This is a genomic window from Amycolatopsis pithecellobii, assembly GCF_009707865.1.
GTDB lineage: Bacteria > Actinomycetota > Actinomycetes > Mycobacteriales > Pseudonocardiaceae > Amycolatopsis_E > Amycolatopsis_E pithecellobii.
Genome location: NZ_WMBA01000030.1, coordinates 1 through 22,347, shown reverse-complemented (window position 1 = coordinate 22,347; position 22,347 = coordinate 1). Strand labels below are relative to the sequence as shown.

General features: G+C 67.6%; 29 protein-coding genes and 1 tRNA gene. 15 read left to right on the top strand and 15 right to left on the bottom strand.

Annotated elements, in window-relative coordinates; all coding sequences use genetic code 11:
* Positions 1-30 precede the first annotated feature (30 nt).
* Positions 31-492 (bottom strand): winged helix-turn-helix domain-containing protein, encoded by a 462-nt coding sequence (locus GKO32_RS19420; protein ID WP_312868137.1) that lies wholly within the window; start codon positions 490-492, stop codon positions 31-33.
* 5 nt (positions 493-497) lie between these two features.
* Entirely contained in the window at positions 498-704 is a 207-nt protein-coding gene (locus GKO32_RS19415; protein ID WP_154758341.1) for a winged helix-turn-helix domain-containing protein, read from the bottom strand.
* Positions 705-920: 216 nt separating this feature from the next.
* Here GKO32_RS19415 and GKO32_RS19410 point away from each other — a divergent pair, with 216 nt between their 5' ends.
* The 5 genes from GKO32_RS19410 (at position 921) to GKO32_RS19390 (ending at position 3,529) form a co-directional block, all read left to right on the top strand.
* Complete coding sequence (locus tag GKO32_RS19410) at positions 921-1,100, top strand: helix-turn-helix domain-containing protein (RefSeq protein WP_312868136.1); 180 nt, start codon at positions 921-923, stop codon at positions 1,098-1,100.
* A gap of 106 nt (positions 1,101-1,206) precedes the next feature.
* Positions 1,207-1,404: a helix-turn-helix domain-containing protein gene (locus GKO32_RS40555; RefSeq protein ID WP_376765978.1), complete on the top strand. Its 198-nt coding sequence runs from the start codon at positions 1,207-1,209 to the stop codon at positions 1,402-1,404.
* Between the two features lie 48 nt (positions 1,405-1,452).
* A complete protein-coding gene (locus tag GKO32_RS19400; RefSeq protein WP_154758299.1) occupies positions 1,453-2,316 on the top strand; it encodes an alpha/beta fold hydrolase in 864 nt (287 codons plus the stop codon).
* 20 nt (positions 2,317-2,336) lie between these two features.
* Positions 2,337-2,675: a mycothiol transferase gene (locus tag GKO32_RS19395; protein WP_312868135.1), complete on the top strand. Its 339-nt coding sequence runs from the start codon at positions 2,337-2,339 to the stop codon at positions 2,673-2,675.
* A 26-nt stretch (positions 2,676-2,701) separates the two neighbouring features.
* Positions 2,702-3,529: a spermidine synthase gene (locus GKO32_RS19390; protein WP_154758340.1), complete on the top strand. Its 828-nt coding sequence runs from the start codon at positions 2,702-2,704 to the stop codon at positions 3,527-3,529.
* Here GKO32_RS19390 and GKO32_RS19385 read toward each other — a convergent pair.
* Complete coding sequence (locus GKO32_RS19385) at positions 3,526-4,473, bottom strand: threonine ammonia-lyase (RefSeq protein ID WP_312868134.1); 948 nt, start codon at positions 4,471-4,473, stop codon at positions 3,526-3,528. The two genes, GKO32_RS19390 and GKO32_RS19385, sit on opposite strands and share 4 nt — an antisense overlap.
* Positions 4,474-4,529: 56 nt before the next feature.
* Here GKO32_RS19385 and GKO32_RS19380 point away from each other — a divergent pair, with 56 nt between their 5' ends.
* Together GKO32_RS19380 and GKO32_RS19375 are read left to right on the top strand one after the other, a co-directional pair.
* Positions 4,530-5,054, top strand: coding sequence for a DUF2020 domain-containing protein (locus GKO32_RS19380; RefSeq protein WP_154758298.1), 525 nt, complete (start codon positions 4,530-4,532; stop codon positions 5,052-5,054).
* A gap of 137 nt (positions 5,055-5,191) precedes the next feature.
* Positions 5,192-5,644: a DUF6918 family protein gene (locus GKO32_RS19375; RefSeq protein WP_312868133.1), complete on the top strand. Its 453-nt coding sequence runs from the start codon at positions 5,192-5,194 to the stop codon at positions 5,642-5,644.
* A gap of 64 nt (positions 5,645-5,708) precedes the next feature.
* Here the strand turns inward: GKO32_RS19375 and GKO32_RS19370 are convergent, their stop codons facing one another.
* Entirely contained in the window at positions 5,709-6,305 is a 597-nt protein-coding gene (locus tag GKO32_RS19370) for a hypothetical protein (protein WP_154758297.1), read from the bottom strand.
* 89 nt (positions 6,306-6,394) lie between these two features.
* Between GKO32_RS19370 and GKO32_RS19365 the strand changes: the two genes are divergently transcribed.
* Complete coding sequence (locus GKO32_RS19365; protein ID WP_154758296.1) at positions 6,395-6,949, top strand: peptidylprolyl isomerase; 555 nt, start codon at positions 6,395-6,397, stop codon at positions 6,947-6,949.
* A gap of 167 nt (positions 6,950-7,116) precedes the next feature.
* A complete protein-coding gene (locus tag GKO32_RS19360) occupies positions 7,117-7,875 on the top strand; it encodes a rhomboid family intramembrane serine protease (protein WP_312868131.1) in 759 nt (252 codons plus the stop codon).
* A 12-nt stretch (positions 7,876-7,887) separates the two neighbouring features.
* On the opposite strand, the gene GKO32_RS19355 is transcribed toward GKO32_RS19360, so the two are convergent.
* Together GKO32_RS19355 and crgA are read right to left on the bottom strand one after the other, a co-directional pair.
* Positions 7,888-8,289: a PH domain-containing protein gene (locus tag GKO32_RS19355; RefSeq protein ID WP_312868129.1), complete on the bottom strand. Its 402-nt coding sequence runs from the start codon at positions 8,287-8,289 to the stop codon at positions 7,888-7,890.
* An 87-nt stretch (positions 8,290-8,376) separates the two neighbouring features.
* Complete coding sequence (crgA, locus tag GKO32_RS19350; protein WP_154758294.1) at positions 8,377-8,643, bottom strand: cell division protein CrgA; 267 nt, start codon at positions 8,641-8,643, stop codon at positions 8,377-8,379.
* Positions 8,644-8,750: 107 nt separating this feature from the next.
* Here crgA and GKO32_RS19345 point away from each other — a divergent pair, with 107 nt between their 5' ends.
* From GKO32_RS19345 to GKO32_RS19330, 5 genes are read left to right on the top strand one after another with little or no spacing between them, the layout of a single operon-like run.
* Entirely contained in the window at positions 8,751-9,587 is an 837-nt protein-coding gene (locus GKO32_RS19345) for a class E sortase (RefSeq protein WP_312868128.1), read from the top strand.
* Positions 9,588-9,749, top strand: a complete 162-nt coding sequence (locus GKO32_RS38065) for a hypothetical protein (RefSeq protein ID WP_166459652.1) — start codon at positions 9,588-9,590, stop codon at positions 9,747-9,749.
* Positions 9,750-9,766: 17 nt separating this feature from the next.
* Positions 9,767-10,408, top strand: a complete 642-nt coding sequence (locus tag GKO32_RS19340) for an aminodeoxychorismate/anthranilate synthase component II (protein ID WP_312868126.1) — start codon at positions 9,767-9,769, stop codon at positions 10,406-10,408.
* 5 nt (positions 10,409-10,413) lie between these two features.
* Positions 10,414-11,175 (top strand): ATP-binding cassette domain-containing protein, encoded by a 762-nt coding sequence (locus tag GKO32_RS19335; protein ID WP_154758334.1) that lies wholly within the window; start codon positions 10,414-10,416, stop codon positions 11,173-11,175.
* On the top strand, positions 11,172-11,807 hold the full coding sequence (locus tag GKO32_RS19330; protein ID WP_154758293.1) for a hypothetical protein: 636 nt from the start codon (positions 11,172-11,174) through the stop codon (positions 11,805-11,807). Before GKO32_RS19335 ends, GKO32_RS19330 begins: the two co-directional genes overlap by 4 nt.
* Here GKO32_RS19330 and GKO32_RS40550 read toward each other — a convergent pair.
* The 9 genes from GKO32_RS40550 to GKO32_RS19285 form a co-directional block, all read right to left on the bottom strand.
* Positions 11,764-11,889 (bottom strand): ribonuclease HepT family protein, encoded by a 126-nt coding sequence (locus tag GKO32_RS40550; RefSeq protein WP_376765979.1) that lies wholly within the window; start codon positions 11,887-11,889, stop codon positions 11,764-11,766. The two genes, GKO32_RS19330 and GKO32_RS40550, sit on opposite strands and share 44 nt — an antisense overlap.
* Before the next feature lie 121 nt (positions 11,890-12,010).
* Complete coding sequence (locus tag GKO32_RS19320; protein WP_154758292.1) at positions 12,011-12,334, bottom strand: nucleotidyltransferase family protein; 324 nt, start codon at positions 12,332-12,334, stop codon at positions 12,011-12,013.
* Between the two features lie 114 nt (positions 12,335-12,448).
* Positions 12,449-14,470 carry a Stk1 family PASTA domain-containing Ser/Thr kinase gene (pknB, locus tag GKO32_RS19315; RefSeq protein WP_154758291.1) on the bottom strand — a complete coding sequence of 674 codons (2,022 nt, stop codon included), beginning with the start codon at positions 14,468-14,470 and terminating at the stop codon, positions 12,449-12,451.
* A 37-nt stretch (positions 14,471-14,507) separates the two neighbouring features.
* Positions 14,508-15,656, bottom strand: a complete 1,149-nt coding sequence (locus tag GKO32_RS19310) for a serine/threonine-protein kinase (protein WP_154758290.1) — start codon at positions 15,654-15,656, stop codon at positions 14,508-14,510.
* Positions 15,657-15,659: 3 nt separating this feature from the next.
* Positions 15,660-17,129 carry a peptidoglycan D,D-transpeptidase FtsI family protein gene (locus tag GKO32_RS19305; protein ID WP_312868125.1) on the bottom strand — a complete coding sequence of 490 codons (1,470 nt, stop codon included), beginning with the start codon at positions 17,127-17,129 and terminating at the stop codon, positions 15,660-15,662.
* Positions 17,126-18,610 (bottom strand): FtsW/RodA/SpoVE family cell cycle protein, encoded by a 1,485-nt coding sequence (locus GKO32_RS19300; protein ID WP_154758289.1) that lies wholly within the window; start codon positions 18,608-18,610, stop codon positions 17,126-17,128. The genes GKO32_RS19305 and GKO32_RS19300 overlap by 4 nt, the downstream gene beginning before the upstream one ends.
* Entirely contained in the window at positions 18,610-19,986 is a 1,377-nt protein-coding gene (locus GKO32_RS19295; protein ID WP_154758288.1) for a PP2C family protein-serine/threonine phosphatase, read from the bottom strand. Before GKO32_RS19295 ends, GKO32_RS19300 begins: the two co-directional genes overlap by 1 nt.
* Positions 19,983-20,450: an FHA domain-containing protein FhaB/FipA gene (locus GKO32_RS19290; RefSeq protein WP_312868124.1), complete on the bottom strand. Its 468-nt coding sequence runs from the start codon at positions 20,448-20,450 to the stop codon at positions 19,983-19,985. Before GKO32_RS19290 ends, GKO32_RS19295 begins: the two co-directional genes overlap by 4 nt.
* Before the next feature lie 140 nt (positions 20,451-20,590).
* Entirely contained in the window at positions 20,591-21,850 is a 1,260-nt protein-coding gene (locus GKO32_RS19285) for an FHA domain-containing protein (protein WP_312868123.1), read from the bottom strand.
* Between the two features lie 129 nt (positions 21,851-21,979).
* Between GKO32_RS19285 and GKO32_RS19280 the strand changes: the two genes are divergently transcribed.
* Positions 21,980-22,062: transfer RNA gene (locus GKO32_RS19280), tRNA-Leu, on the top strand.
* The last annotated feature ends 285 nt before the right edge of the window (positions 22,063-22,347 follow it).

Here is a 22,347-nt window from a genome sequence, read left to right as displayed (position 1 = left end):
ACATGACAAAGGCCAGGTCCGGCAGCCGTGTCACCTGTATGCCCCATGGTGGCGCCGGCCGCGCAGAAGTTCCTGCATGAGGCGACCGTGATGGTCGGTACAGGTCCACCACAATTTGTCGTTCAGGTCCAGGCTGTACAGGTCTGCCGTTTTCCCGCATCGGTAGCAGGTGTGACCGTCCGAGTTGTTGGGATCTGCCAAGCCGCTCGGCAGTTCGCGCAGTAAAGCAGGCTCGACATCTTCCCGAACGAATGTGCCTTTGAAGGGAACCGTTTCGACAAGGTTGCGCCGGCGTAGCTCGTCCAATGCCAGGCGCACTGTGTTTGTCGAAACGGCATAGTGCAGTGCCATATCCCGCTCCGGCGGCAGGCTGGTGCCGGGCGGGTGGTCACCGCCGGCAATGAGCGCAGCCAGTTGCTCCGCCACCTGTATATAGCAGTAGGAATTTCCTGAACGTTTTAATTCAGGCCGGCCGAAATCCTCACGTACCACGGATCTCACCTTCGCCGCTTGCTCTGCTCTGCGACAAACGTTCCTTTCGAGCGGGTTGTTGTGACCAGGCCGCGGTACCGGAGTATTCGCGTAGCGTGCCGCGCGCTGCCGAGTGAAACGCCATACTCGTCCGCCAGCCGACGTTCCGAGGGTAGTGGAGACTCTGGCGGCAAGTCGCCTCGTTCGATCCGGGCGGCGATGTGGTTGGCCATTGCCTCGTATACATACTCGCGACCCTTCGGATCGAAATCTTTGTGAATTCCCCTCACGGTGCCTCCGCTGGACTATGTCCCCATGTGCCTCAACGGCAAGTGCGCCAAATGAGTCAAGAGTACATAGGCGCGTCAATCCGCGACAAGGCGCTCTATTCCGAGACAACTGAGTCACTCGACTGGCCTAACGCGTCAAACGTACGCAACAGTGCGTAAGTGCCTCCTTCTGGCCAGCTTGTGACGACCGCCGAAGCTGCGGCAGCTATCGGTGTGGGCCGACGTACTTTGTCGCGCTGGGTGCAGCAAGGCAAGGTCGAACCCACCCTGACCACGGCCGGTGGTCATCATCGGTGGGATGTCGAAGACCTCAAGCAGCAGTTGCGCAACCTCCGCTGAATGCAAAATGAGCCATACCGCGCCAAAGCGCGCTAAGTCGCTCTATTCTGCGTCATCTGAGTCACTCAACTGGCCTAACGAGCCAAGTGTGCGCAACAGTGCGTAAGTGTCCCGTCCTGGCCGACTCGTGACGACCGCCGAAGCAGCAACAGCTATCGGCGTAGGCCGACGCACGCTGTCGCGCTGGGTCTTGGATGGCAAAGTGGAACCGACGCTGACGACAGCCGGTGGGCATCACCGGTGGGACGTGGACGACCTCAAGCGGCAGCTGCGCGAACTACGCAAGAGTGGCGAGCTGAACTAGTCCGACTTCACGCGATGAGTTCCCGGTGTGTGGTGGGTCTGCACCGGCATGACGACGCATATTCTCGAGACGCCCGAAGTCGATCTCGCCTATGACCTGCACGGCCCATTGCCCACCGCGGGGCAGGCGCCCCTGTTCATGGTCGGGCAGCCGATGGCCGCTGACGGGTTCGGCACGCTCGCGTCCTACTTTCCCGACCGCACGGTGGTCACCTATGACCCGCGTGGCATCGGCCGCAGCACTCGCAAGGACGGCCGGACCGATCATGTTCCCGAGGTGCAGGCCCGCGACCTGCACGCGCTCATCGAGGCACTCGGCGCTGGGCCGGTCGAAATGTTCGCGAGCAGCGGCGGTGCAGTGACCGCGCTCGCGCTGGTGGCGACGCACCCGCATGACGTGAGCACGCTCGTCGCGCATGAGCCGCCGATTATTGCGGTGCTTCCCGACGCCATCGCTGCCGAGCGGGCCCGCACCGGCTTTCTCAATGCGTACGAGGCGAAGGGGTTCGGCGCCGGGATGGCCGCCTTCATCGTGATGACCTCGTGGCAAGGCGAATACACCGACGACTACTTCGCGCAGCCGGCCGCGGATCCCGCTCAGTTCGGGCTGCCCACCGATGACGACGGCACCCGCGATGATCCGCTGCTGTCCGACCGGTCATGGGCGGTCACCAGCTACGAACCCGATTTCGGCGCACTCGCCGCCGCACCGACACGTGTCGTGATCGCTGTGGGGGAAGAGTCGGCGGGTCTCTTCACCGGACGGACGTCGCTCGCCCTGGCCGCCCGGCTCGGCACGCAAGCGACCGTTTTTCCCAGTCATCACGGCGGTTTCCTCGGCGGCGAAAACGGATATGCGGGGCGACCGGAGGCATTCGCCCGCAAGCTTCGCGACGTACTCGGCGAGGGCTGACGTCCGGCTACCATGCTGTGGTGACCTGGACCGCGCCCGAAATCCGGTACGTCGATGATCCGATCGGCGTGGACGAGCGCACCTTGCTCACCGGATTCTTGGCGTGGCATCGCACCGTGGTGCCGGCCAAATGCGCCGGCCTCACCGGCGAGGCGGCCGAAGACTACGAGCGGTTGCTCGAGGAAAGCCGGATCGCGGACCGTATCTTCGCCGCCGCTTCACTCGACGACGCCTTCACCCACGACGGCCAGACCTTTTGCGTGCGCCTGCTCTACCTGCACCTGATCCAGGAGTATGCGCGGCACAACGGGCATGCCGACCTGATGCGCGAACGGATCGACGGGAAAACCGGCGAGTGAGCAAGCGGCGCAAGCAAACCGACCCGATGCCCGGCGAATATCCGGTGCGTTTCGGGACCGCGGAACTGCTTGCCGATGCGGACCACCCCGGCGGCTGGCTGCTCAGCGTCGACGGTATCGCACAGTCCTATGTGGACCTTGACGATCCGGCGCATCTCGAGTTCGAGTACGTGCGGCGCATGGGCGACGTCATCGACTTCCTCGGCGGTGGCGCGGAACCGTTGGAGTCATTGCACATCGGCGGTGCCGGCTGCACCCTGCCCCGCTACATCGCGGCAACCCGGCCGGGATCGCGGCAGCTCGTGTTCGACGCCGACGGGCCGCTCATCGAACTCGTCCGCGAGCAACTCGATCTCCGCAGCGTCCCGCAACTGCGCGTGCGGATCACCGACGGGCGCGCCGGTGTCGCCACCCGCCACGACGACAGCGCCGATCTCGTCATCGCGGACGTGTTCAAACAAGCCAGCATGCCGGGGGAAATCGCCACACTGGAATTCACCCGCGAGATCGCCCGCGTGCTCCGCCCTTCGGGTACCTACCTGATCAACGTCGCGGACGGGCCCGGCCTGATGTTCACCCGCCGCGTTGCCGCCACGGCGGCCACCGTCTTCGCGCACACCCTGCTGCTCGCCGAACCGGGTGTGTTGCGCGGGCGCCGGTTCGGCAACGTCGTGCTCGCCGCCTCGGCGGTGGAGCTTCCGGTGCGGGCCGTCGCCGGCCGGGTCGCGTCCGCTGCGTTCCCCGCTCGATGCCTCGCCGGTAGCGAGCTGAAATCCTTCTACGGCAAGGCGAAGCCGCTCACCGACACAGACGGCGTCACCGCTCCGATGCCGCCGTCGAAGGGCTGGCGCTAAGCCAGCAGCTCGCGGAACCGATCCGCCGACACATTGCCACCGGACAGGATCGCGCCGACCCTCTTCCCGTGGACGGAAACCTTTCCGTTCAGCAGAGCGGCCACGACAGTCGCCCCGCTGGGCTCGACCACGAGCTTCATGCGGTCGAACAGGAACCGCATCGCGTCGCGTATCTCGTCGTCGGTCACGGTCACGATTTCCGAAACCAGCCGGTGGTTGATCGCGAACGTCAGCTCGCCGGGCTCACTCATCGCGAGGCCGTCCGCGATCGTGCGGGGCACGTCGATGCTCACCCGGCGCCCTTCCGCGAATGACCGCTGGTGGTCATTTCCCGCCGTGGGTTCGACCCCGACGAGCTTGATCCCGGGGTGCAGGGCCGTTGCCGCGACCGCGGTGCCCGCCATGAGGCCACCCCCGCTGACCGGGGTGAGCAGCACGTCCACCGCGCCCACGTCCGTCAGGAATTCGAGCGCAGCGGTGCCCTGACCGGCGATGACGTCCGGATGGTCATACGGCGGGACGATCGTGCACCCGGTCTCGGCCACGAGATCGGCGGCCAACGCGGCGCGGTCGTCGGCGTAGCGGTCGAACCGGCGGACCTCAGCGCCGTACCCGAGCGCAGCGTCCAATTTGGACTTCGGCGCGTCCTCGGGCATCAGGATCGTCGCTTTCGTGCCCAGTAACGAGGCGGACAGCGCGACCGCCTGTGCGTGGTTTCCCGACGAAAAGGCGCACACCCCGCGCGCCAGCTCGGCCGGGGACAACCGGGAAAGCATGTTGAACGCGCCGCGGAACTTGAAGGCGCCAATGCGTTGGAAGTTCTCGCACTTGAGGAGCACCTCCGCGCCGACACGGGAGTCGAGCGTGTGCGAGGTGTGGACCGGCGTGTGGTGTGCGTGCCCGGCAAGCCGTCCGGCTGCGGCGCGGATGTCGTCGAGGTTCACCCAGACATTATGTCAATATATCGGACTGTTTGTCTACATGCTTCACTCTGGAAGCTATGCGCCGACTCGTGCTCGTGCTGGGGACCATCGTCGTGCTGGCCGGCTGCTCATCGCACCCAGCGGCACCGTCCCCGAGTCCCAGCGCGCCGGCGGTCGCGGCCGCGCAGCCCCCGCCCGACCCGCAACCGTCCGGACCCGGGCCGTGCCCGTACCTCGACACGTCGTTCGTGGCGGACACCAACGGGCAGCACGTGTCGAAGGTCCAGACCTCCAGCGCGGACGCGGGCAAGCCGCCGTCCTGCTTCTTCTACGCGCTCAGCGGCAAACTCCAGCTCACCGTTCAGGTCTACGTCGGCGACGCGGGCGTCGCGAAAGCCTTGGTGGACAAGGCGGCTCCGCTGAACAGCAGCAATCCGGCGACCGACCCCGCGGGCTGGCAGGGCGGGTACGAGCCGACCGATGGTGGCGCGGTGTACGCGGTCGCCAAGGCCGGCGCCGCCGTCGTGGTCACCACGAACCAGAAACAAACCATCAAAGCGAGAACCGTTGCGAAGCAAACAATTTCCGCACTCGGCCTCTAACGCCCAGTGGCTGAAAGCGCAACTCGAACCTGTACTACGCTGACCCCCACCTGTGGCCGGGGAGGACCAGCCGCCGTCGGCGTGCAACGGGCCGCAGCGAAATCCGTGTACCTCGAAGTGAAGAAGGACAGACACCCGTGGCTGACACCCTCAAGGAAATCCTGCTCGACTCCAGCAGGCGTCCCGCCGTCGTGAGCGACCTCGAGACTCTGGTCGACGCAGAGGTCTCGGACAAGGGCGGCGTTTCCGGTGCCGTGATCAAGACCGGGTTCGCGGCGGTCAAGAAGATCAAGCCGGGCATCATCGGCTCTGCCGTCGACAGCCTGCTGGACGACTTCACCGCGACGCTCGAGCCGTTCTACGCGGACTTCAAGGGCCAGGGCGGCGGCGACTTCGGCGCCTACCTGTCGGGCCGCGGTGACGAGGCCTCCGACGCGCTGCTGGGCGTCACCGACGCTCGTGCCGAGCGGAGCAGCCGCGACAGCATCAAGAAGGTCTACTCGAAGCTGCGCCCGAACGGCAAGAAGAACGTCGAGGAGGCCCTTCCGCGGCTGGGCCAGCTGATCGACAAGCACGCCGCCAACGCCTGAGTGGCGGACCAACCGTGAGGCCGCCTGCGGGAGTCCCGCAGGCGGCCTCGACGGTCTGGTGGCCTTATTGCTGTTTCTGCGCCGGAGAAGGCGACGTGGCCTGACCGTTCGCGGAGTGCTTCGGCTCCGCCGAGGTCGGCGTGTTGTTCGGCGGCTCGGTCGCGACCGGCGGCTCCTGCTTGGCCCGCAGCGCGTAGGCGGCGCCGGCGGCTGCCAGCCCGATCCCCAGCAGCCACGGCCAGCGGCGGCGCTTGCGCTCGCCCTTCGCGGCGATCTTGGCTTCCGCGAGTGCGGCCCGGAAATCCTTCTTCGCCGCCTTGAAGTCCCGCCTGGCCTTGCGCTTGGACTCGCCGGCCGCCTTCGCCGCCTTCACGGCGGCCTTGCGCGCCTTGCGGCCCGGCTTACGCAGTTCGGCAAGCCGCGCGGCTGCTTCCTTGCGTGCCTCCGCACGGGCCTTCGCCAGCTCCTTGCGGGTCTCGCCCGACTTCTTCGCGAACTCCTTGCGCGCCTTACGGCCGCGCTTGACCGCCTCCTTGCGCACTTCCTCGGTGTTCTCGACAAGAAGTTGCTCGGCTGCCTTGCCCGCCTCCACGGCGCGGCTTCGCAGGCCCCGCAAGCCGGACTTGACCGGCTCACTGACCGAGTCTGCGGCTCGGGTCATGGCCTTCACCTCGTCAATCGTTGGTCTTCTCGTAGTTTCCCCGTGACCTATCCTGCCCGTTTCCGGCGGATCCCGCTGCGGATGGCACGATGAGTCACGTGACTGAGAGCAATGAATCCCTCGTCGGTGGCAAGGCCAAGGCCGTCCTGCACACCAACCACGGCGACATCCGCTTGAACCTTTTCCCTGATCACGCCCCGAAAACCGTGGCGAACTTCGTTGGCCTCGCGGAGGGCACGAAAGAGTACAGCCAGCCGAACGCGAAGGGAGAGAAGGCGGGCGCGTTCTACGACGGCTCGGTCTTCCATCGCGTCATCTCCGGTTTCATGATCCAGGGCGGTGATCCGACCGGTACCGGGCGCGGTGGCCCTGGTTACCGTTTCGATGACGAGTTCCACCCGGAGCTGCAGTTCAACCGTCCTTATCTGCTCGCGATGGCGAACGCGGGCCCGGGCACCAACGGTTCGCAGTTCTTCATCACCGTCGCGCCGACGACGCACCTGAACTTCAAGCACACCATCTTCGGTGAGGTCGCCGACCAGGAGTCGCGCAACGTCGTCGACGAGATCGCGAACACCGCGACCGGCGTGGCCGACCGTCCGCTCGACGACGTGGTCATCGAGAAGATCGACATCGAACGCTGACGGCGGCAAAACGGCGCGGCGGCTAGCCTGGAAGTACTGTGACCCAGCCTCCACAGACACCGCCGACGGCTTTGCCCGGTTGCTGGTGGCATCCGAACCGCCAGACCGGGTTGAGCTGTACCCGCTGCGGCCGGCCTGCCTGCCCTGACTGCCTGCGTGAGGCGGCCGTGGGCGCACAGTGCATCGACTGTGTGCAGGCCGGTCGACGGCAGGACGCCGGACAGCGCCGGCAGTACCAGCCCGCGGGTTACGGCGCGCGCACCATCGCGGGTGCCCGGCTGTCCAGCCGGCCGGTGGTGACCCCGGTCCTCATCTCGCTCAACGTGCTGGTCTACGGGGTCACCGCGCTCGAAGCCGGCAGCCCGATGAACAACCAGGCGTCGGATCTGTTCAACGCGTGGGTGCTGTGGCCGCTCGGTGTCGCGGGCGGGGAGTGGTGGCGCCTGGTCACCTCCGGGTTCCTGCACTACGGGGCCATCCACCTCGCGGTGAACATGTTCTCGCTGTGGATCATCGGCCGTGAGCTGGAGATCCTGCTCGGCAAGGTCCGGTTTGTCGCGCTGTACGCGATCTCGCTGCTGGGCGGCAGTCTCCTGGTGTTCCAGTTCGGCGGGGTGAACGGTCCGACCGCAGGCGCGTCCGGGGCGATCTACGGCTTGCTCGGCGGGGTCCTGATCGCGGTGCTGCGGTTGAAGCTCAACCCCGGGCCGGCGATCGGCACGATCGTGCTGAACCTGGTCCTCACCGTGTCGTTGCCGAACATCTCCCTGTTCGCGCACCTCGGCGGGTTGATCGTCGGTGCGCTGGCGACGGCGGCGCTGGTGTACGCACCGGCGAAGAACCGTGTCGCCTGGCAGGTCTGTGCGCTCATGCTGCTGGCACTCGCCCTGCTCGCGCTGTACTTCTACCGCGACGCGCAGCTGTAGGGCGTGGTCTGCTCACCGCCGCAACGTGCTGAGCACCTCGAGCACGTCCACCGGATCGGCACCGAGTTCGAGCCGGCCCAGCACGAACAGCTGGTCACCGGCGGAGATCTCCAGCGTGGTGGCCTCGCGGCCCAGCCGCTTGGTGGTGCGCAGCGACAGGTGAGCCTCAGCCCAGTTGAACCGCTGTTCGCCGTGCATCGTGCGGACCCGGACACCGTCGATGTCGGCGGCCAGCCGGGGTCGCACCAGCAGGCCGTGCGTCGACAGGACGGCGAGCACGACGGCCGCGACCCCGAACAGCACCGCGCCCGTCCGGTCGCTGTAGGCGAACGCACCGGCCAGTGCGACGAGCGTGCCTAGCAGGCCGACCGTGACAAGAGCCGGCCGGGGAGCCCAGCTCGCCGAGTTATCCACAGGGTTTGTCCACAATGGGGATGAGTCACACCGGTGTAATTCGCTGTCAATCGGCTATTCAGAGTAATCCGGTGAACCTTTGTCGAACTAACGCCAGCGCATGGTCATCAGCAGGCCCGAGATCATGAGCGCGAAGCCCACGGCGAAGTTCCAGCTGCCGAGGTCGGCCATGAAGGAGATCTTGTCGCCGGCGATGTAGTTGACCACCAGCCAGGCGAGACCGACCACCATCAGACCGAACATCACGATCTTGTAAATCGGGTGCGATGGCCCCGCGGCGCGCACCTTGACCGGCGTGCGGCGATCGGCGGGCGGCGTGTACGCCGTCTTCTTGCGTACCTTGGACTTCGGCATCGGAACCTCGCGTACTCGGGTGACTCGCCGGCGCTGCGCGGCCCCCTCGCGCGCAACCTCCTCTACCACCACACGTTAACGTAAGCGAGCAGGGGAGAGGAGCTCGCGTGGCGATCCTGGACGCACCGTCACCGAAGCAGTCGAGGGGGCCGGGCGCGAAAGTCGTCCGGACGGTCGGGGAATTGCTCATCACCGCCGGCCTGGTCGTGCTGCTCTTCGTCGTCTACGAGCTGTACGTGACCGACCTCTTCTCGGCCCAGAAGCAGGCCAATGCCGCCGCCGGCCTGGACAACGACTGGTCGCAGGGCCGCGAGCTGCATCCCGAGCTGATCGACGGCAAGGCGTTCGCGAAGCTGTACATTCCCGGCTTCGGCGCCGACTACCACTTCACGATCCAGGAGGGCACCGACGCGGCCGCGCTGGAGGTCGGCCCCGGCCACTACAAGGGCACCGCGCTGCCCGGCCAGCCCGGTAACTTCGCGGTCGCCGGGCACCGCGTCGGCAAGGGGGCCCCGTTCAACGACCTCGACCTGCTGAGCTCCTGCGACGCGATCGTCGTCGAAACCCAGACCGACTTCTTCGTGTACCGGGTGCTGCCGCATTCCGACGAGATCGCGAACTGGTCGTCCGGCAAGGGAAAGCAGCCACAGTGCGCGAAGGTCGGCACGCTGCGCACCGCCGGGGCCGACGGCGGTCCCTACGGACAGACCGTCGGCCGTGAGATCGTGGACCCCTCCCAGGTGGCGGTCATCGCACCCGTCCCGCACCACCTGACAGACGTGCTGCCCACCGCGCAGCAGGTCGCGCTGCTCACCCTCACCACCTGCCACCCGCAGTTCTCCGACCGGCAGCGGCTGATCGTGCACGCGGTGCTGACCAACCAGTTCCCCAAGACGCCGGGCGCCACCTACGCCCAGCTGTTGCAGGCCATCGGGGAGGCGTAGATGTACGGCTGGATCTGGCGGCACCTCCCGGGACCGTGGGCCGCGAAGCTCGTCGTCGCGCTTGTGCTGGTCGCCGGCGTGGTCGCGCTGCTGATGTTCGTGGTGTTCCCGTGGGCCGACCCGCTGCTGCCGTTCAACCACGTCTCGGTCAACGGCGACTGACAAAGTACATTTGCCCTGTGCGCATCCTCGTCGTCGACAACTACGACAGCTTCGTCTACAACCTCGTGCAGTACCTGGCGCAGCTCGGCGCCGACTGCACGGTGTGGCGCAACGACGTCGTCGAGATCGACCGCATCACCGAGTTCGACGGGGTGCTCGTGTCGCCCGGGCCGGGCACGCCGGAGCGCGCGGGGCAGAGCATCGACGTCGTCCGCCGCTGCGCGGACTCCGCCACGCCGGTCCTCGGGGTGTGCCTCGGGCACCAGGCCATCGGCGTGGCCTGGGGTGCGACGGTCGATCGCGCGCCGGAACTGTTGCACGGCAAGACGAGTCTCGTGCACCACGAGGGGCGCGGTGTGCTGGCCGGGCTGCCGGATCCGTTCATCGCGACGCGCTATCACTCGCTGACGGTGCTGCCCGAGACGATCCCGGCGGAGTTCGAGGTCACCGCACGCACCGAGTCCGGTGTCGTGATGGGGATGCGGCACCGTGAGCTTCCGGTCGAAGGCGTGCAGTTCCACCCGGAGTCGGTGCTGACCCAGCGCGGACACCGGATGCTGGCGAACTGGATGGGCGGTGCCGGGCACCCGGTTGAAGAGTCCACTGTGGACGCTCTGGTGCGCGACGTCGAGCTGTTGCAGAAGGCCGCGGTTGCGTGACGGCGCTGATCCGGCTCCGCGGGGTCGGTAAGCGCTATGGCCGGCTCGTGCTGGCCGGGGTGGATCTGGAAGTCCCGCGTGGTGCGGTGATCGGCATCGTCGGTGACAACGGGTCCGGAAAGTCCACGTTGCTGCGTATTCTCGCGCGGGTATCGCGGCCGTCTTCGGGCACCGTGGAAGGGACGCCGTCGATCGGTTATGTGCCGGACCGGTTCCCGGCCTCGACCCGGATGAGCGCGCTCGCCTACCTGCGTCACCTCGGACGGATCAGCGGAGTGTCCGATGTGGACGATCGAGCTACTGCGCTGCTGGCACGGCTCGCGTTGGCCGGTGGTCCGCGTACGCAGCTCCGCCGGCTGTCGAAGGGCAACGCGCAGAAGGTCGGACTCGCGCAGGCGCTGCTGACCGACCCGGACCTGGTGGTACTCGACGAACCGTGGTCCGGACTGGACCCGGCCGCGCACGGCGTGCTGGCGGAGCTGATCGCGGAAACCCGTGAACGTGGGGCGAGCGTGGTTTTCACCGCGCACGACGACGAACTCGCACGGCAGCACGCTACGCGGGTTTTTCGCGTGGCAGAGGGTGGTCTGCGGGAATCGGTGTCCGCGGTGCGGATCGTGTTGCGCGGTTCGGGTGCGGCGCCGTGGCCGGAAGTCGTTGCGCGGAAAGGCGATCAGGTCGAGCTCGCGGTCGCGACCGAGGATGTGGACAAGGTGCTGCTGGAAGCGTTGCGGCTGGGGTGGTCGGTGCTGGCGGTCGCGCGATGATCCGGTACCAGCTGGCCATGCTCGGACATTCGCAACGATGGTTGCCGCCCTCGTTCGCGTTCGCCGTGCTGTTGTCCATTTTGTACACCGACCCGGATGCGCCGATCGTGCCCGAGCTCGCCGTAAGCGCTGGTGGCCTGACGGTCGCGGCATGCTGGCTGACGGTCGCACTGGTCGATGCGGAAGATCCGGTGCAGCGGCTGATCACTCGAGTCCACGCACGCCGGTTCTCGACCTTGCTCGGCGGGGTGGTCGCGTCAGTGCTGTTGTGCTGCGCGGCGCTTACCGTAATTTCGCTGGTGTGGTCGGCACTTCGCCGCGACGGCGACCCAGCCGGCCTCGTCGGTCTGGGTGCGGTGGCGCACCTGGCCGGCGCGTGCACCGGCGTCGCGATCGGCCTGCCATGCTCGCGGCTGCTGATCCCGCGCATCGGCTACACGGTGCTGGCCGCACCGGCGATCCTCGTCGCGGTGCTGCTGGTGCGGTGGATCCCACTGCTCAACCCGATGCTGCGCGCCATGTCCTCCGGCGCCCCGTCGACCGGACCGGTACTCCTCGGCGCCGTGACGTCAGTGGCGGTGCTCGCGGTCAGCGCCCTCGCCGTCGCGGCCCTCTTCCAACACCGAAGATAATGGCTCGCCAGGGCACATCCGGGTTGGCCGCCTGCACGCGGGGAGAAACACGGTTGGCGGCCTCGCCGATGATCTCGACCAGGTACGTTAACGCGAGCTGCCCCTTTTCGTCGGAGTCGAACTCGTGCCGAGACTTCGGCCGAATCCTTCAGCGGTCGCCGCGGCTTCCAGAATGTCGCGAAGTCGCTCTGGTGTGGCTCGCTTCACACGGGCACCGCATCGGCGAATACCCGATCGCGGATCCTGGCCTTGAGGCCGTTCGGTGTGGCGACCTGCGTGAAGACGTTCAGCAGTTCCTCCACGTCCAGGGCGAATCCGGACATGGCGAAGTAACCGCGACCGGACTGCATCTCCACCAGCAGGTCCAGGTCGCTGTCGTCGTCGGCTTCGTCGCGGGCGACCGAGCCGAACACGCGGACGTTCCGCACGCCGTACTTCTCGGCGATGCGGTAGATCTCCTCACGGTGGGCACGCACTTCCGCCAGCGTCACACGCCTGTGCGGAGCATCGATGACCGTTCCAGCCATGAACCCAGTATCGCAGCCAGGCGGGTGGGCGTGCCACGGCGGACGCGGCCTGCCGCGGACAGCAGTGAGGCCAGGCCCCGCCGGGGGAACCTGGCCTCACGTCGAGAGAACCGCTCAGTTGCCGCCGTTGCCCTGGCCCGGCGGGAGAATGCCGCCTCGGCTCGTCGACGTCGGGGTCGACGACGTGCTGGTGTTGTGGCCACCGCCGTCGCCGGCGGTTTCGCCGACGAAAATCGTCACCGATTGGTTCTTCGCGATCTGTGTGCCGGCCGTCGGCGCGGTGCGGGTGACCACGCCTTCCTTGTTCGGATCGTTGACCTTGTCCGCCTGGTAGTTCACCTGACCATCCCAGCCGGCCTGTGCCAGTTTCGCCTGCGCCGCCTGCTGGTCCAGCCCGGTCAGGTCCGGCATCGTGATCTGCTGCTGCGAACCGTCCGACACGAACAGCGTCACCGTGCTGCCCTCGGGCTGCTGCCCGGCGTTCGGCTTCTGGTTCACCACAATGCCTTCGGGCTTGTCCGACGCCTGCGTCTGCCGCACCACCGTGAACCCCGCCGCCTTCAACTGCGACTCGGCCACACTGAACTGCTGACCTGTGTAATCGGTGATCGCGACCATGTTCTTGGTCTTGCCCACGGTGATCGTCACCGTGGTGCCCTCGTCGACCGTGGTGTTCGCGCCCACGCTCTGGCGCACCACCTTGCCGTACTGGTTCGGGTCACTCACATCGACCTGCGGGACGTTCGGGTCCAGATACAACCCGACCCCCGCCAGCGCCTGCTTGGCCTCGTCCTGGCTCTTGCCCGACAAGTCAGGCACCGTCACCTTCGCCGGCGCAGCCCCGATGCTCAGCTTGACCTCGGTCGACGTGGTCGCGGTCGTACCGGCCGCCGGGTCCGTCTTCAGCGCCTTGCCGATCTGGTCGGGCGAGCACGCCGACGTGCCGTCCTGCTGCATCTTGCACGACACCGGGACCGGCGTGATCTTCGTGAAACCCTTGTTGCGCAAGGTATCCATCGCGACGTTCTGCGACTGGCCCTTCACGTCGGGCACCTGCGCCGACGTCGGCTTGCTGTCGAACGCGCCCGCCAGCCACAGGATGAACGCGACCAGCGCCAAGCCGATCACCGTGAAGATCACGGCCGTCCACGCCCGCCGTCGCCGCCGGCGAGCCGGATCGTCGTCGCCGTATCCGTCGCTGTACTCCTCGTAATCCGCCGCGTGCCCGGGCGGACCACCACCGTTCATCACCTGCGTGCGCTCGTCGGCCGTCATCACCATCGGCGCGGACGGGCGCTGCCCGGACAGCACGCGCACCATGTCCGAGCGCATCTCGGCGGCCGACTGGTACCGGTTCGCCGGGCCCTTCGCGAGCGCCTTCAACACGATCGCGTCCAGCTCCGCGGACACCGCGGGGTTCACCGACGACGGCGCCTTCGGGTCCTCCCGGACATGCTGGTACGCCACCGCGACCGGTGAGTCGCCCGTGAACGGCGGCTCACCCGTGACCAGCTCGTACAGCACACACCCGGCCGCGTACACGTCCGACCGCGCGTCGACACCCTCACCACGCGCCTGCTCCGGCGAGAGGTACTGGGCCGTGCCGATCACCGCGGCGGTCTGCGTCATCGCGGCCTGGCCGTCGTGCATCGCGCGCGCGATACCGAAGTCCATGACCTTGACCGCGCCGTGGTTGGTGATCATCACGTTCGCCGGCTTGACGTCGCGGTGCACGATGCCGTGCCGGTGCGAGAAATCCAGTGCGGCACAGACGTCGGCCATGACCTCCATGGCCCGCTTCTGCGACATCGGGCCCTCGGTCTTGACGATGTCGCGCAGCGTCCGGCCGTTGACGTACTCCATCACGATGTAGGGCAGCGGACCGTACTCGGTCTGCGTCTCGCCCGTGTCGTAGACCGCGACGATCGCCGGGTGGTTCAGCGCGGCGGCGTTCTGCGCCTCGCGCCGGAACCGCTCCTGGAACTGCGGGTCCCTGGCCAGGTCGGCACGCAGGATCTTCACCGCGACCTCGCGCCCCAGGCGGATGTCAGTGCCGTGATGGACCTCGGACATGCCGCCGTAGCCGAGCGTGTCGCCCAGTTCGTAGCGGTTGGAGAGCAGTCGGGGTGCGCTCATCGGAGAAAGCCTGTCCATTCCGTCCAAGGTGTACTCATCATGCCCCGTAGGTCTTCCGTTCTGTGGGAGGCGGCTGGGCCCCGCCCGGTCCCAGGTCGCTGGTGCCGACGACGCCCGGTTGTCCCGGGGGTTTCGCCGAACCGAGCAGCCTCGGCAGCAGCAACGCCGCCGCGATGACGACGCCCAGCACCAGCACGGCGAGCACCACCCACAACGCGGCCAGGTTCCGCCGGCGCGGCACCGTCCCACTGGGATGACCCATCGGCGGGGCCACAGGTTGCATCAGCGGATGAGAAATCAGGCCTGGTGCCGGATTCGGCGGGTACGACTGCAGGAAACCGGATGGTGCCGGCAGCGGATGACCGGCCCGGATCGCGGCGACCGCGGCGGCGAACTCGCCGCCGGTGCGGTAACGCTGTCGCGAGTCCTTGACGAGGGTCGCCTCGATCAGCGCCCGCACGCCGGGTGGCACATCCGGCGGCAGCGGCGGCGGCAGGTCGCGGATGTGCATCATCGCGACCGTCACCGAATGTTCGGACAGGAACGGCCGGTGCCCGGCCAGACATTCGTAACCGCACACCGCGAGCGAGTACACGTCGCTGGCCGGCTCGGCGTCATGCCCGAGCGCCTGCTCCGGAGCGATGTAGTGCGCCGTGCCCATCACCATGCCGGACCTCGTCACCGGGGCGGCGTGGGCTGCCTTCGCGATCCCGAAGTCGGTGATCTTGACCGTGTTGCCCGGTGTGACCAGGATGTTGCCGGGCTTGATGTCGCGGTGCACCAGGCCGCGTTCGTGCGCGGCCTGCAAGGCGCGGCCCGCCTGCTCGAGAATGTCGAGTACCCGGTCGGCGGCCAGCCGCCCCTCGCGCGCGAGGATGCCGGCCAGTGGTTCGCCCTCGACGAGCTCCATGACCAGATACGCGATCGAATTGTCGTCCGCGACGGATTCACCGTAATCGTGCACGGCGGCGATCCCGGGATGGTTCAGCGACGCCGTCGTCCGCGCCTCGGTCCGGAAGCGGTGCAGGAACTCAGCGTCACCGGACAGCTCCGCTTTGAGCACCTTCACCGCGACGATGCGGTCCAACCGGGTGTCACTGGCCTGCCAGACCTCGCCCATCCCCCCGACGGCGATCCGGCTGACCAGACGGTAGCGCTCCGCCACCAGCTGACCCGTGGACAGCATCCGCTATCCACCCCCGAGCTGCGCGTTGATCGCGGCCCGGCCGATCTCCGCGGCGACGGTTCCCCCGGTGGCCTCCAGACCGCGGTTACCGCCGGACTCGACGATCACCGCCACCGCGATCTGCGGATCGTCGGCAGGCGCGAACGCGGTGTACCACGCGTGCGGCGGGGTGTTCTTCGGATCGTTGCCGTGCTCGGCGGTGCCGGTCTTCGAGGCGATCTTGACGTTCGCCTTCTTGCCGCCGCCCTTGGTGTTGTCCTCCGACATCTCCATCATCTGCTTGAGGATGTCGGCGTTGGCCGAGGACAGCGCGGGGGTGCCGGTCAGCTCCTCCGGCGTGAAACCCTGCACGTCGGACAGGTCCGGCGCCAGCAGCTTCTTCACCAGCTGCGGCTTCATCGCCATCCCGCCGTTGGCGACCGTCGCGGCGAGCAGGCAGTCCTGCAACGGAGTCAGCCGGACGTCGCGCTGGCCGATGCCGCTCTGGTAGAGCGCGGCGGTCGACTCGAGCGCGCCGAGGCTGGAGGGCACGACCCTGTTGGGGATCGCCAGGTCGGTCTGGCCGATGCCGAAGTTCGCCGCGGTCGAGCGCAACTTGTCCGCACCGAGCTGGCCGGCGAACGTCGCGAACGGGACGTTGCACGAGTGCGCGAGCGCCTGCGCGAACGTCGTGCCCGGACAGACCTCGCCACCGTAGTTCTCCAGCGTGGTGCTGGTACCGGGCAGTGTCACGTTCGGCGCGTTGCTCACCGGGGTGTCCGGGCGGCCACCGCTCTCCAGCTCGGCGGCCGCGACGACCAGCTTGAACGTCGAACCCGGCGGGTAGGTCTCCGAGATCCCGCGGTTGAGCATCGGGTTCTTCGGGTCGTTGTTGAACTGCTTCCAGGCGTTGGCCTGCTCGGTGCTGTCGTGCGAGGCCAGCCCGTTCGGGTCGTACGACGGCGTCGAGACCATCGCCAGGATCTCGCCGGTCTTCGGGTTCATCGCGACGACCGCGCCGGTGTAGCCCTTCGCCGTCATCGCGTTGTACGCGGCCTGCTGAACGGCCGGGTTGATGGTCAGCTGCACGTTGCCGCCGCGCGGGTCCCGGCCGGTGACCATGTCCGACAGCCGCCGCACGAACAGCCGCGGGTCGGAACCGGTGAGGATGTCGTCCTCGGAACGCTCCAGCCCGGCCGAACCGTAGTTCACCGAGTAGAACCCGGTCACCGGCGCGTACATCGGCCCGTTGAGGTAGCGGCGCTGGAACTTCAGCTTGTCGTCGGTCGGTACCACGTCCGCCACTACCTGGCCGTTGAACTGCGAAACCAGGCTGCCGCGCTGGCGGGCGTACTCGTCGAGCAACACCCGCTGGTTGCGCGAGTCGGTGCGGTAGCTGTCGGCCTTCACCACCTGGATGTACGTGACGTTGGCCAGCAACAGCACCACCATGACGAGCATGGCGATGCCGACGCGGCGCATGGGCTTGTTCACTCGGCACCCCCCTGTTCGGCCGATGGTCGTTGCACCATCACGGTGTGCGCGTCGGCCAGCGGAGCCTGCTGTTGCGGCGCCTTCGGGCGCGGTTTCGCGGCGGGGCGCCGCGCCGCGTCGGAGATCCTCAGCAGCAGCCCCACCAGGATGTAGTTGGCCAGCAGCGAAGAACCGCCGTAGGACAGGAACGGGGTGGTGATACCGGTCATCGGGATCAACTTGGTGACCCCGCCGACGATCACGAACACCTGCATCACGATCGAGAACGACAAGCCGCAACCGAGCAGCTTGCCGAACGTGTCACGCACGGCGAGTGCGCTGCGCATCCCGCGGGTGGCCAGGATCAGATACACCATCAACAGCGCGGCCAGGCCGATGAAGCCGAGCTCCTCGCCGATCCCCGCGGTGATGAAGTCGGAGTTGGCTTCCGGCACGATGTCGGGCCGCCCGGCGCCGAGCCCGGTGCCGCCGACCCCGCCCGTGCCCAGGCCGAAGAGGCCTTGTGCGACCTGGTAGCCACCGCCCGCGTCGTTGTAGGTGGCCAACGGGTCGATCCAGTTCGCCACCCGCTGCTGGACGTGGGTGAACAGGTTGTAGGCGATGACGCAGCCGAGCATGAAAAACCCCAGGCCCACCGCGACCCACACGCCGCGCTCGGTGGCGACATACACCATGACCAGCAGGATGCCGAACAACAGCAGCGACTGACCGAGGTCCTTCTCGAACATCAGGATGCCCATCGCGATCAGCGCGGCGATGAGGATCGGACCCAGGTCGCGGGCGCGCGGCAGCTCGACACCGGCCACCTTCCGTCCCGCGACCCGGAACAGGTCACGTTTGCCCACCAGGAAGGAGGCGAAGAACAGCATCAGCAGGATCTTTGCGAACTCGCCCGGCTGGATCGAGAAAAACGGCAGCTTGATCCACACCTTCGCGCCGTTGACCTGCGACAGCGAAGCCGGCAGCAGCGCGGGCAGCGCGAGCGCGACCACGCCGACGAGGCCGCAGATGTAGCCGTAGCGAGTCAGCGTGCGGTGGTCCTTGACCAGGATGAGCACGGCGAGGAACAGCGCCAGCGCCAGGGTGGTGAACAGCACCTGCTTGGGCGCGGCCGAACTGTAGGAATCACCGCCCTGCGTCGCCCGCTCCGCCAGCGCCAGGTCGACCCGGTAGATCATCACCAGGCCGATGCCGTTGAGCAGCGCCACGCACGGCAGGATCAGCGGATCCGCGTAGGGCGCCCACCGCCGCACGGCCAGGTGCGCCACCCCGAACAACGCCAGGTAGGCCAGGCCGTACCAGATGATCGAGAGCGACAGCTCCTGCTCCTGGTTGGCCTGCACCAGCACGAACGCGCAGGTGACGATGAACGCCGCGAACCCGAGCAGAGCCAGCTCGGTCCCGCGCCGCGTCGGTAGTTCCCGCTGCGGGTTGGTTTGGTAGATCGGGGCCGCGGGGTCTGGTGACGCAGGCTGGCTCATCAGCCACCGCCGCCAGAGGGGATCGCCGGCTGGCAGTCGGTGCTCGGCACGCCGGTTTCCGGTGCTGCCTGGGCCGTCGGCGCGGACGGCTGCCCAGGGCCGGGCGGGGTCGTCGTGGGCGTCGGTGCCGGCGTCACCGGCTGGGTCGAGCAGTCCTTCAACGTCTTGTACCGCAAGAAGTTGTTGATGTAGTCGCGCGCGGCCTGCAGGGTGTCCTTCTTGACCCCGTTGCGCACCGCGTTCTGCGCGTCCTGCTGCAACTGGGGCACGGTCAGCACGTCACACATCGAGCTGCCCGGCGGGCACGAACCCTCGGCCTGCTGATGCAACTGGATGCCGAGGATGCTGCCCGGCACCCCGCGGAAGACGGCGACCTCGTTGTTGCTGCCTTCGCCGACGTAGTACTGGCTGAGCACGAAGTAGCGCGTCGCGATCCCGCCCGCGGCCAGCAGCACCAGCACCAGCACGATGCCGACGAACCAGCGCCAGCGACGGCGGCGCGTGCTTTTCGGGTCGGGTTCCGGGTCGGTCTGCTGCGGAGGTGGTGGCGGGGGCGCGGTGAGCGCACGGGCCCGTGCCGCCGGTGAGTCGCCCTGGTGGTTGTACTCGTCACTGCCGTCACCGGCCGCGCCGCCGACGATCGGGGCGTCCTCACCGAAGTCGACGTCGACCACGTCGGCCACGATCACCGTGACGTTGTCGGTGCCGCCGCCCTTGAGCGCCAGCTCGATCATCCGGTCCGCGCAGTTCTGCGGGTCCGCGATCTGGATCGCCTCGGCGAGGGTCTCGTCGCTGACCATCCCGGACAACCCGTCCGAGCACAGCAAATACCGGTCCCCGGCGCGTGCTTCGCGCACGGTCAGGCTCGGCTCGACCTCGTGCCCGGTGAGGGCCTTCAACAGCAGCGAACGCTGTGGGTGAGTCGCGGCCTGATCGGCGGTGATGCGGCCTTGTTCCAGCAGTTCGTTGACGAAACTGTCGTCACGGGTGATCTGCGAGAACTGGCCGTTGCGATAGAGGTATGCGCGCGAGTCGCCGACGTGCACCATGCCCAGCCGCGAACCGGAGAACAGCATCGCGGTCAGGGTCGTGCCCATCCCGTCGAGATCGGGATCGTTCGCCACCAGCTCCGAGATCGCCGCGTTGCCGCCCGACACCGCCTCTCTCAGTTGCGACAGCAGATCGTCGCCTGGCTCGTCGTCGTCGAGCGGGGCGAGGGACGCGATGACGACTTTGCTGGCCACCTCACCCGCGGCATGGCCGCCCATGCCGTCGGCGAGTGCGAGCAGGCGCGGTCCGGCGTACACCGAGTCCTGGTTGCTCGAACGCACCAGGCCACGGTCACTGCGGGCTGCGTAGCGAAGGACGAGTGTCATGGGCGAAGCTCGATCACCGTCTTGCCGATCCGGATGGGGACGCCGAGTGGAACTCGGAGGGGTGCAGTGACCTTAGCCCGGTCCAGGTAAGTCCCGTTTGTGGAGCCCAGATCTTCCACGTACCAGTCGGCACCACGGAGGGAAATGCGTGCGTGCCGGGTCGAGGCGTAATCGTCGTCGAGCACCAGCGTCGAGTCGTCGGCCCGGCCGAGCGTGATCGGCCGGCCGTCCAACGCGATCCTCGTCCCGGCCAGCACACCGTGCGTGACGATGAGCTGGCGAGGCGTCTTGCCCGTCGGCCGCGGCCGCTGCTTGTCCTTACCCCGCCGGAGGCCGGGTATCGCCACCTTCAGCCCGGAGGCCGCGTACAGATCCGACCGCACCACGCGGAGTGCGGCCAGCACGAACAACCAGAGCAGGATCAGAAAGCCCACCCTGGTGAGTTGAACGACCAGCTCTGGCACCTGTTGTGTCAGCTCCCGCCTTCTGTACTCCCACCCGCGACGCCGGTGCGCCACGGTGTCCCGCCGACGACATTCTGCGGGACACGGGATACCAGCTTCCCAGCGGCTTGGCCAACTGAATCAGGCAGGTGCCCGGTGAGTCAGCCTTGCGTGCGGAAAACCAGTGACGAGTGGCCGACCCTGATGACGTCTCCGTCGGCGAGCTGCCAGGTCTGCACCGGGGTGCCGTTGACCGTGGTGCCGTTCGTGGAGCCGATGTCGGCGAGCGTCGCGCTCTGGCCGTCCCAGGTGATCTCCAGGTGCCGGCGGGAGACGCCGGTGTCAGGCAGCCGGAAGTCCGCGTCCTGACCGCGGCCCACCACGTTGCCGCCTTGCTTGAGTGAGTAGGTGCGGTTCGAGCCGTCGTCGAGCTGCAGCGTCGCCGCGAGCTGACGGTTGCCGCCGGGTACTGAGGGCGGCGCTGGAGCGTTATAGCCCTGCTGGGCGTACGGGTCCGGCGCACCCTGCGGGGGCTGGCCGTAGCCGCCCTGGGGCTGCTGACCGTAGCCACCCTGCTCGTACCCGCCCTGCGGCGGTTGACCGTAACCCTGCTCGTAACCGGGCTGACCGCCATAGCCAGGCTGGCCGTAACCGCCCTGGTCGTAGCCACCCTGCTCGTATCCGCCCTGCGGCGGCTGGCCACCGTATCCGGGCTGGCCGTAGCCGCCCTGGTCGTAGCCACCCTGGGGCGCCTGCCCATAGCCCTGGTCGTAACCACCCGGCTGGCCGCCGCCGTAGCCGCCCTGCTCGTACCCGCCGGCGGGTGTCTGCGGCTGACCGTAACCGCCCTGGTCATACCCCTGCTGACCGCCGTAGCCGGCCTGGTCGTAACCGGGTTGTCCCTGCTGTCCGTAGCCGTACTGACCGCCATGCTGGCCGTACGGGTCACCCTGGTCGTATTGGCCGTAGCCGGGGGGCTGGCTCATTGCTGGGTCTCCTGCGTTGCTGGGTCGAGCTGGCCGTCCTGGACGCCGGCCGTGCGCGCTGACGTCCGGGTCGACGGATGAACGGATCTTGAATTGTCCAGTATGCAGCGCCTCGTTGCGCTCGAGCGAGACTACGACGTCACCATAGGTGTCCCAGCCGTGCTCGGCGAGATGCTGTCCCACCGCTTCGGCGAGCAACCCGGTGACACGCTGCTCGTCGCCCGCCATGCGATCATGGTCTTCCTGGCCCAACGACACCACGTAGTGGTTCGGGGCGAGTAGCCTACCGCCGGCAAGCTCACGAACGTTGTCCTCGCTCTCGCGTTCCAGGGCCTGCGCCACCTCCTGGGTGACGACCTTGCCGCCGAACATACGCGCAAAGGTGTTGCCCACCAGGCTTTCCAGGCGTCGATCAAACCGTTCAACGCGGCCCACCGGGACTCGTTTCCTCCTTTGCGCGTGTGCTTTCGCACCCGATCCTATCGGATCGGGGCGTCGTGACACGGCCCCCGCGAAAACCTGTCCGGACGCCCTGCTAGTCTTTCCTGGCTGTCGCGGTTACGCGGGCGAGTGGCGGAATGGCAGACGCGCACGGTTCAGGTCCGTGTGTCCGAAAGGACGTGAGGGTTCAACTCCCTCCTCGCCCACATTGTTCAGGCCCCTCGGCTTCGCCGAGGGGCCTTTCCCGTGTGCCTTGTCACACCCGGGGGGCGACCCCCCGGACCCCCGCGGTGCGAGCTCCTTGCGTTGGCGGGCGTGGTTCTTTTTCGACGGACCAGCGTTCGCTTCGGGACGCGGTGGGCCGCGGTACTGTCTGGGCGTTGACGTGATCTCGGCTATGGGGAGTGGGCGGGTGCAGGACGAGGTCGGCGGGCGGTGCCAGGTGCCGGCCGAACCAGCGCACTACACGAACAACGAGCGCCCCCTCGAAC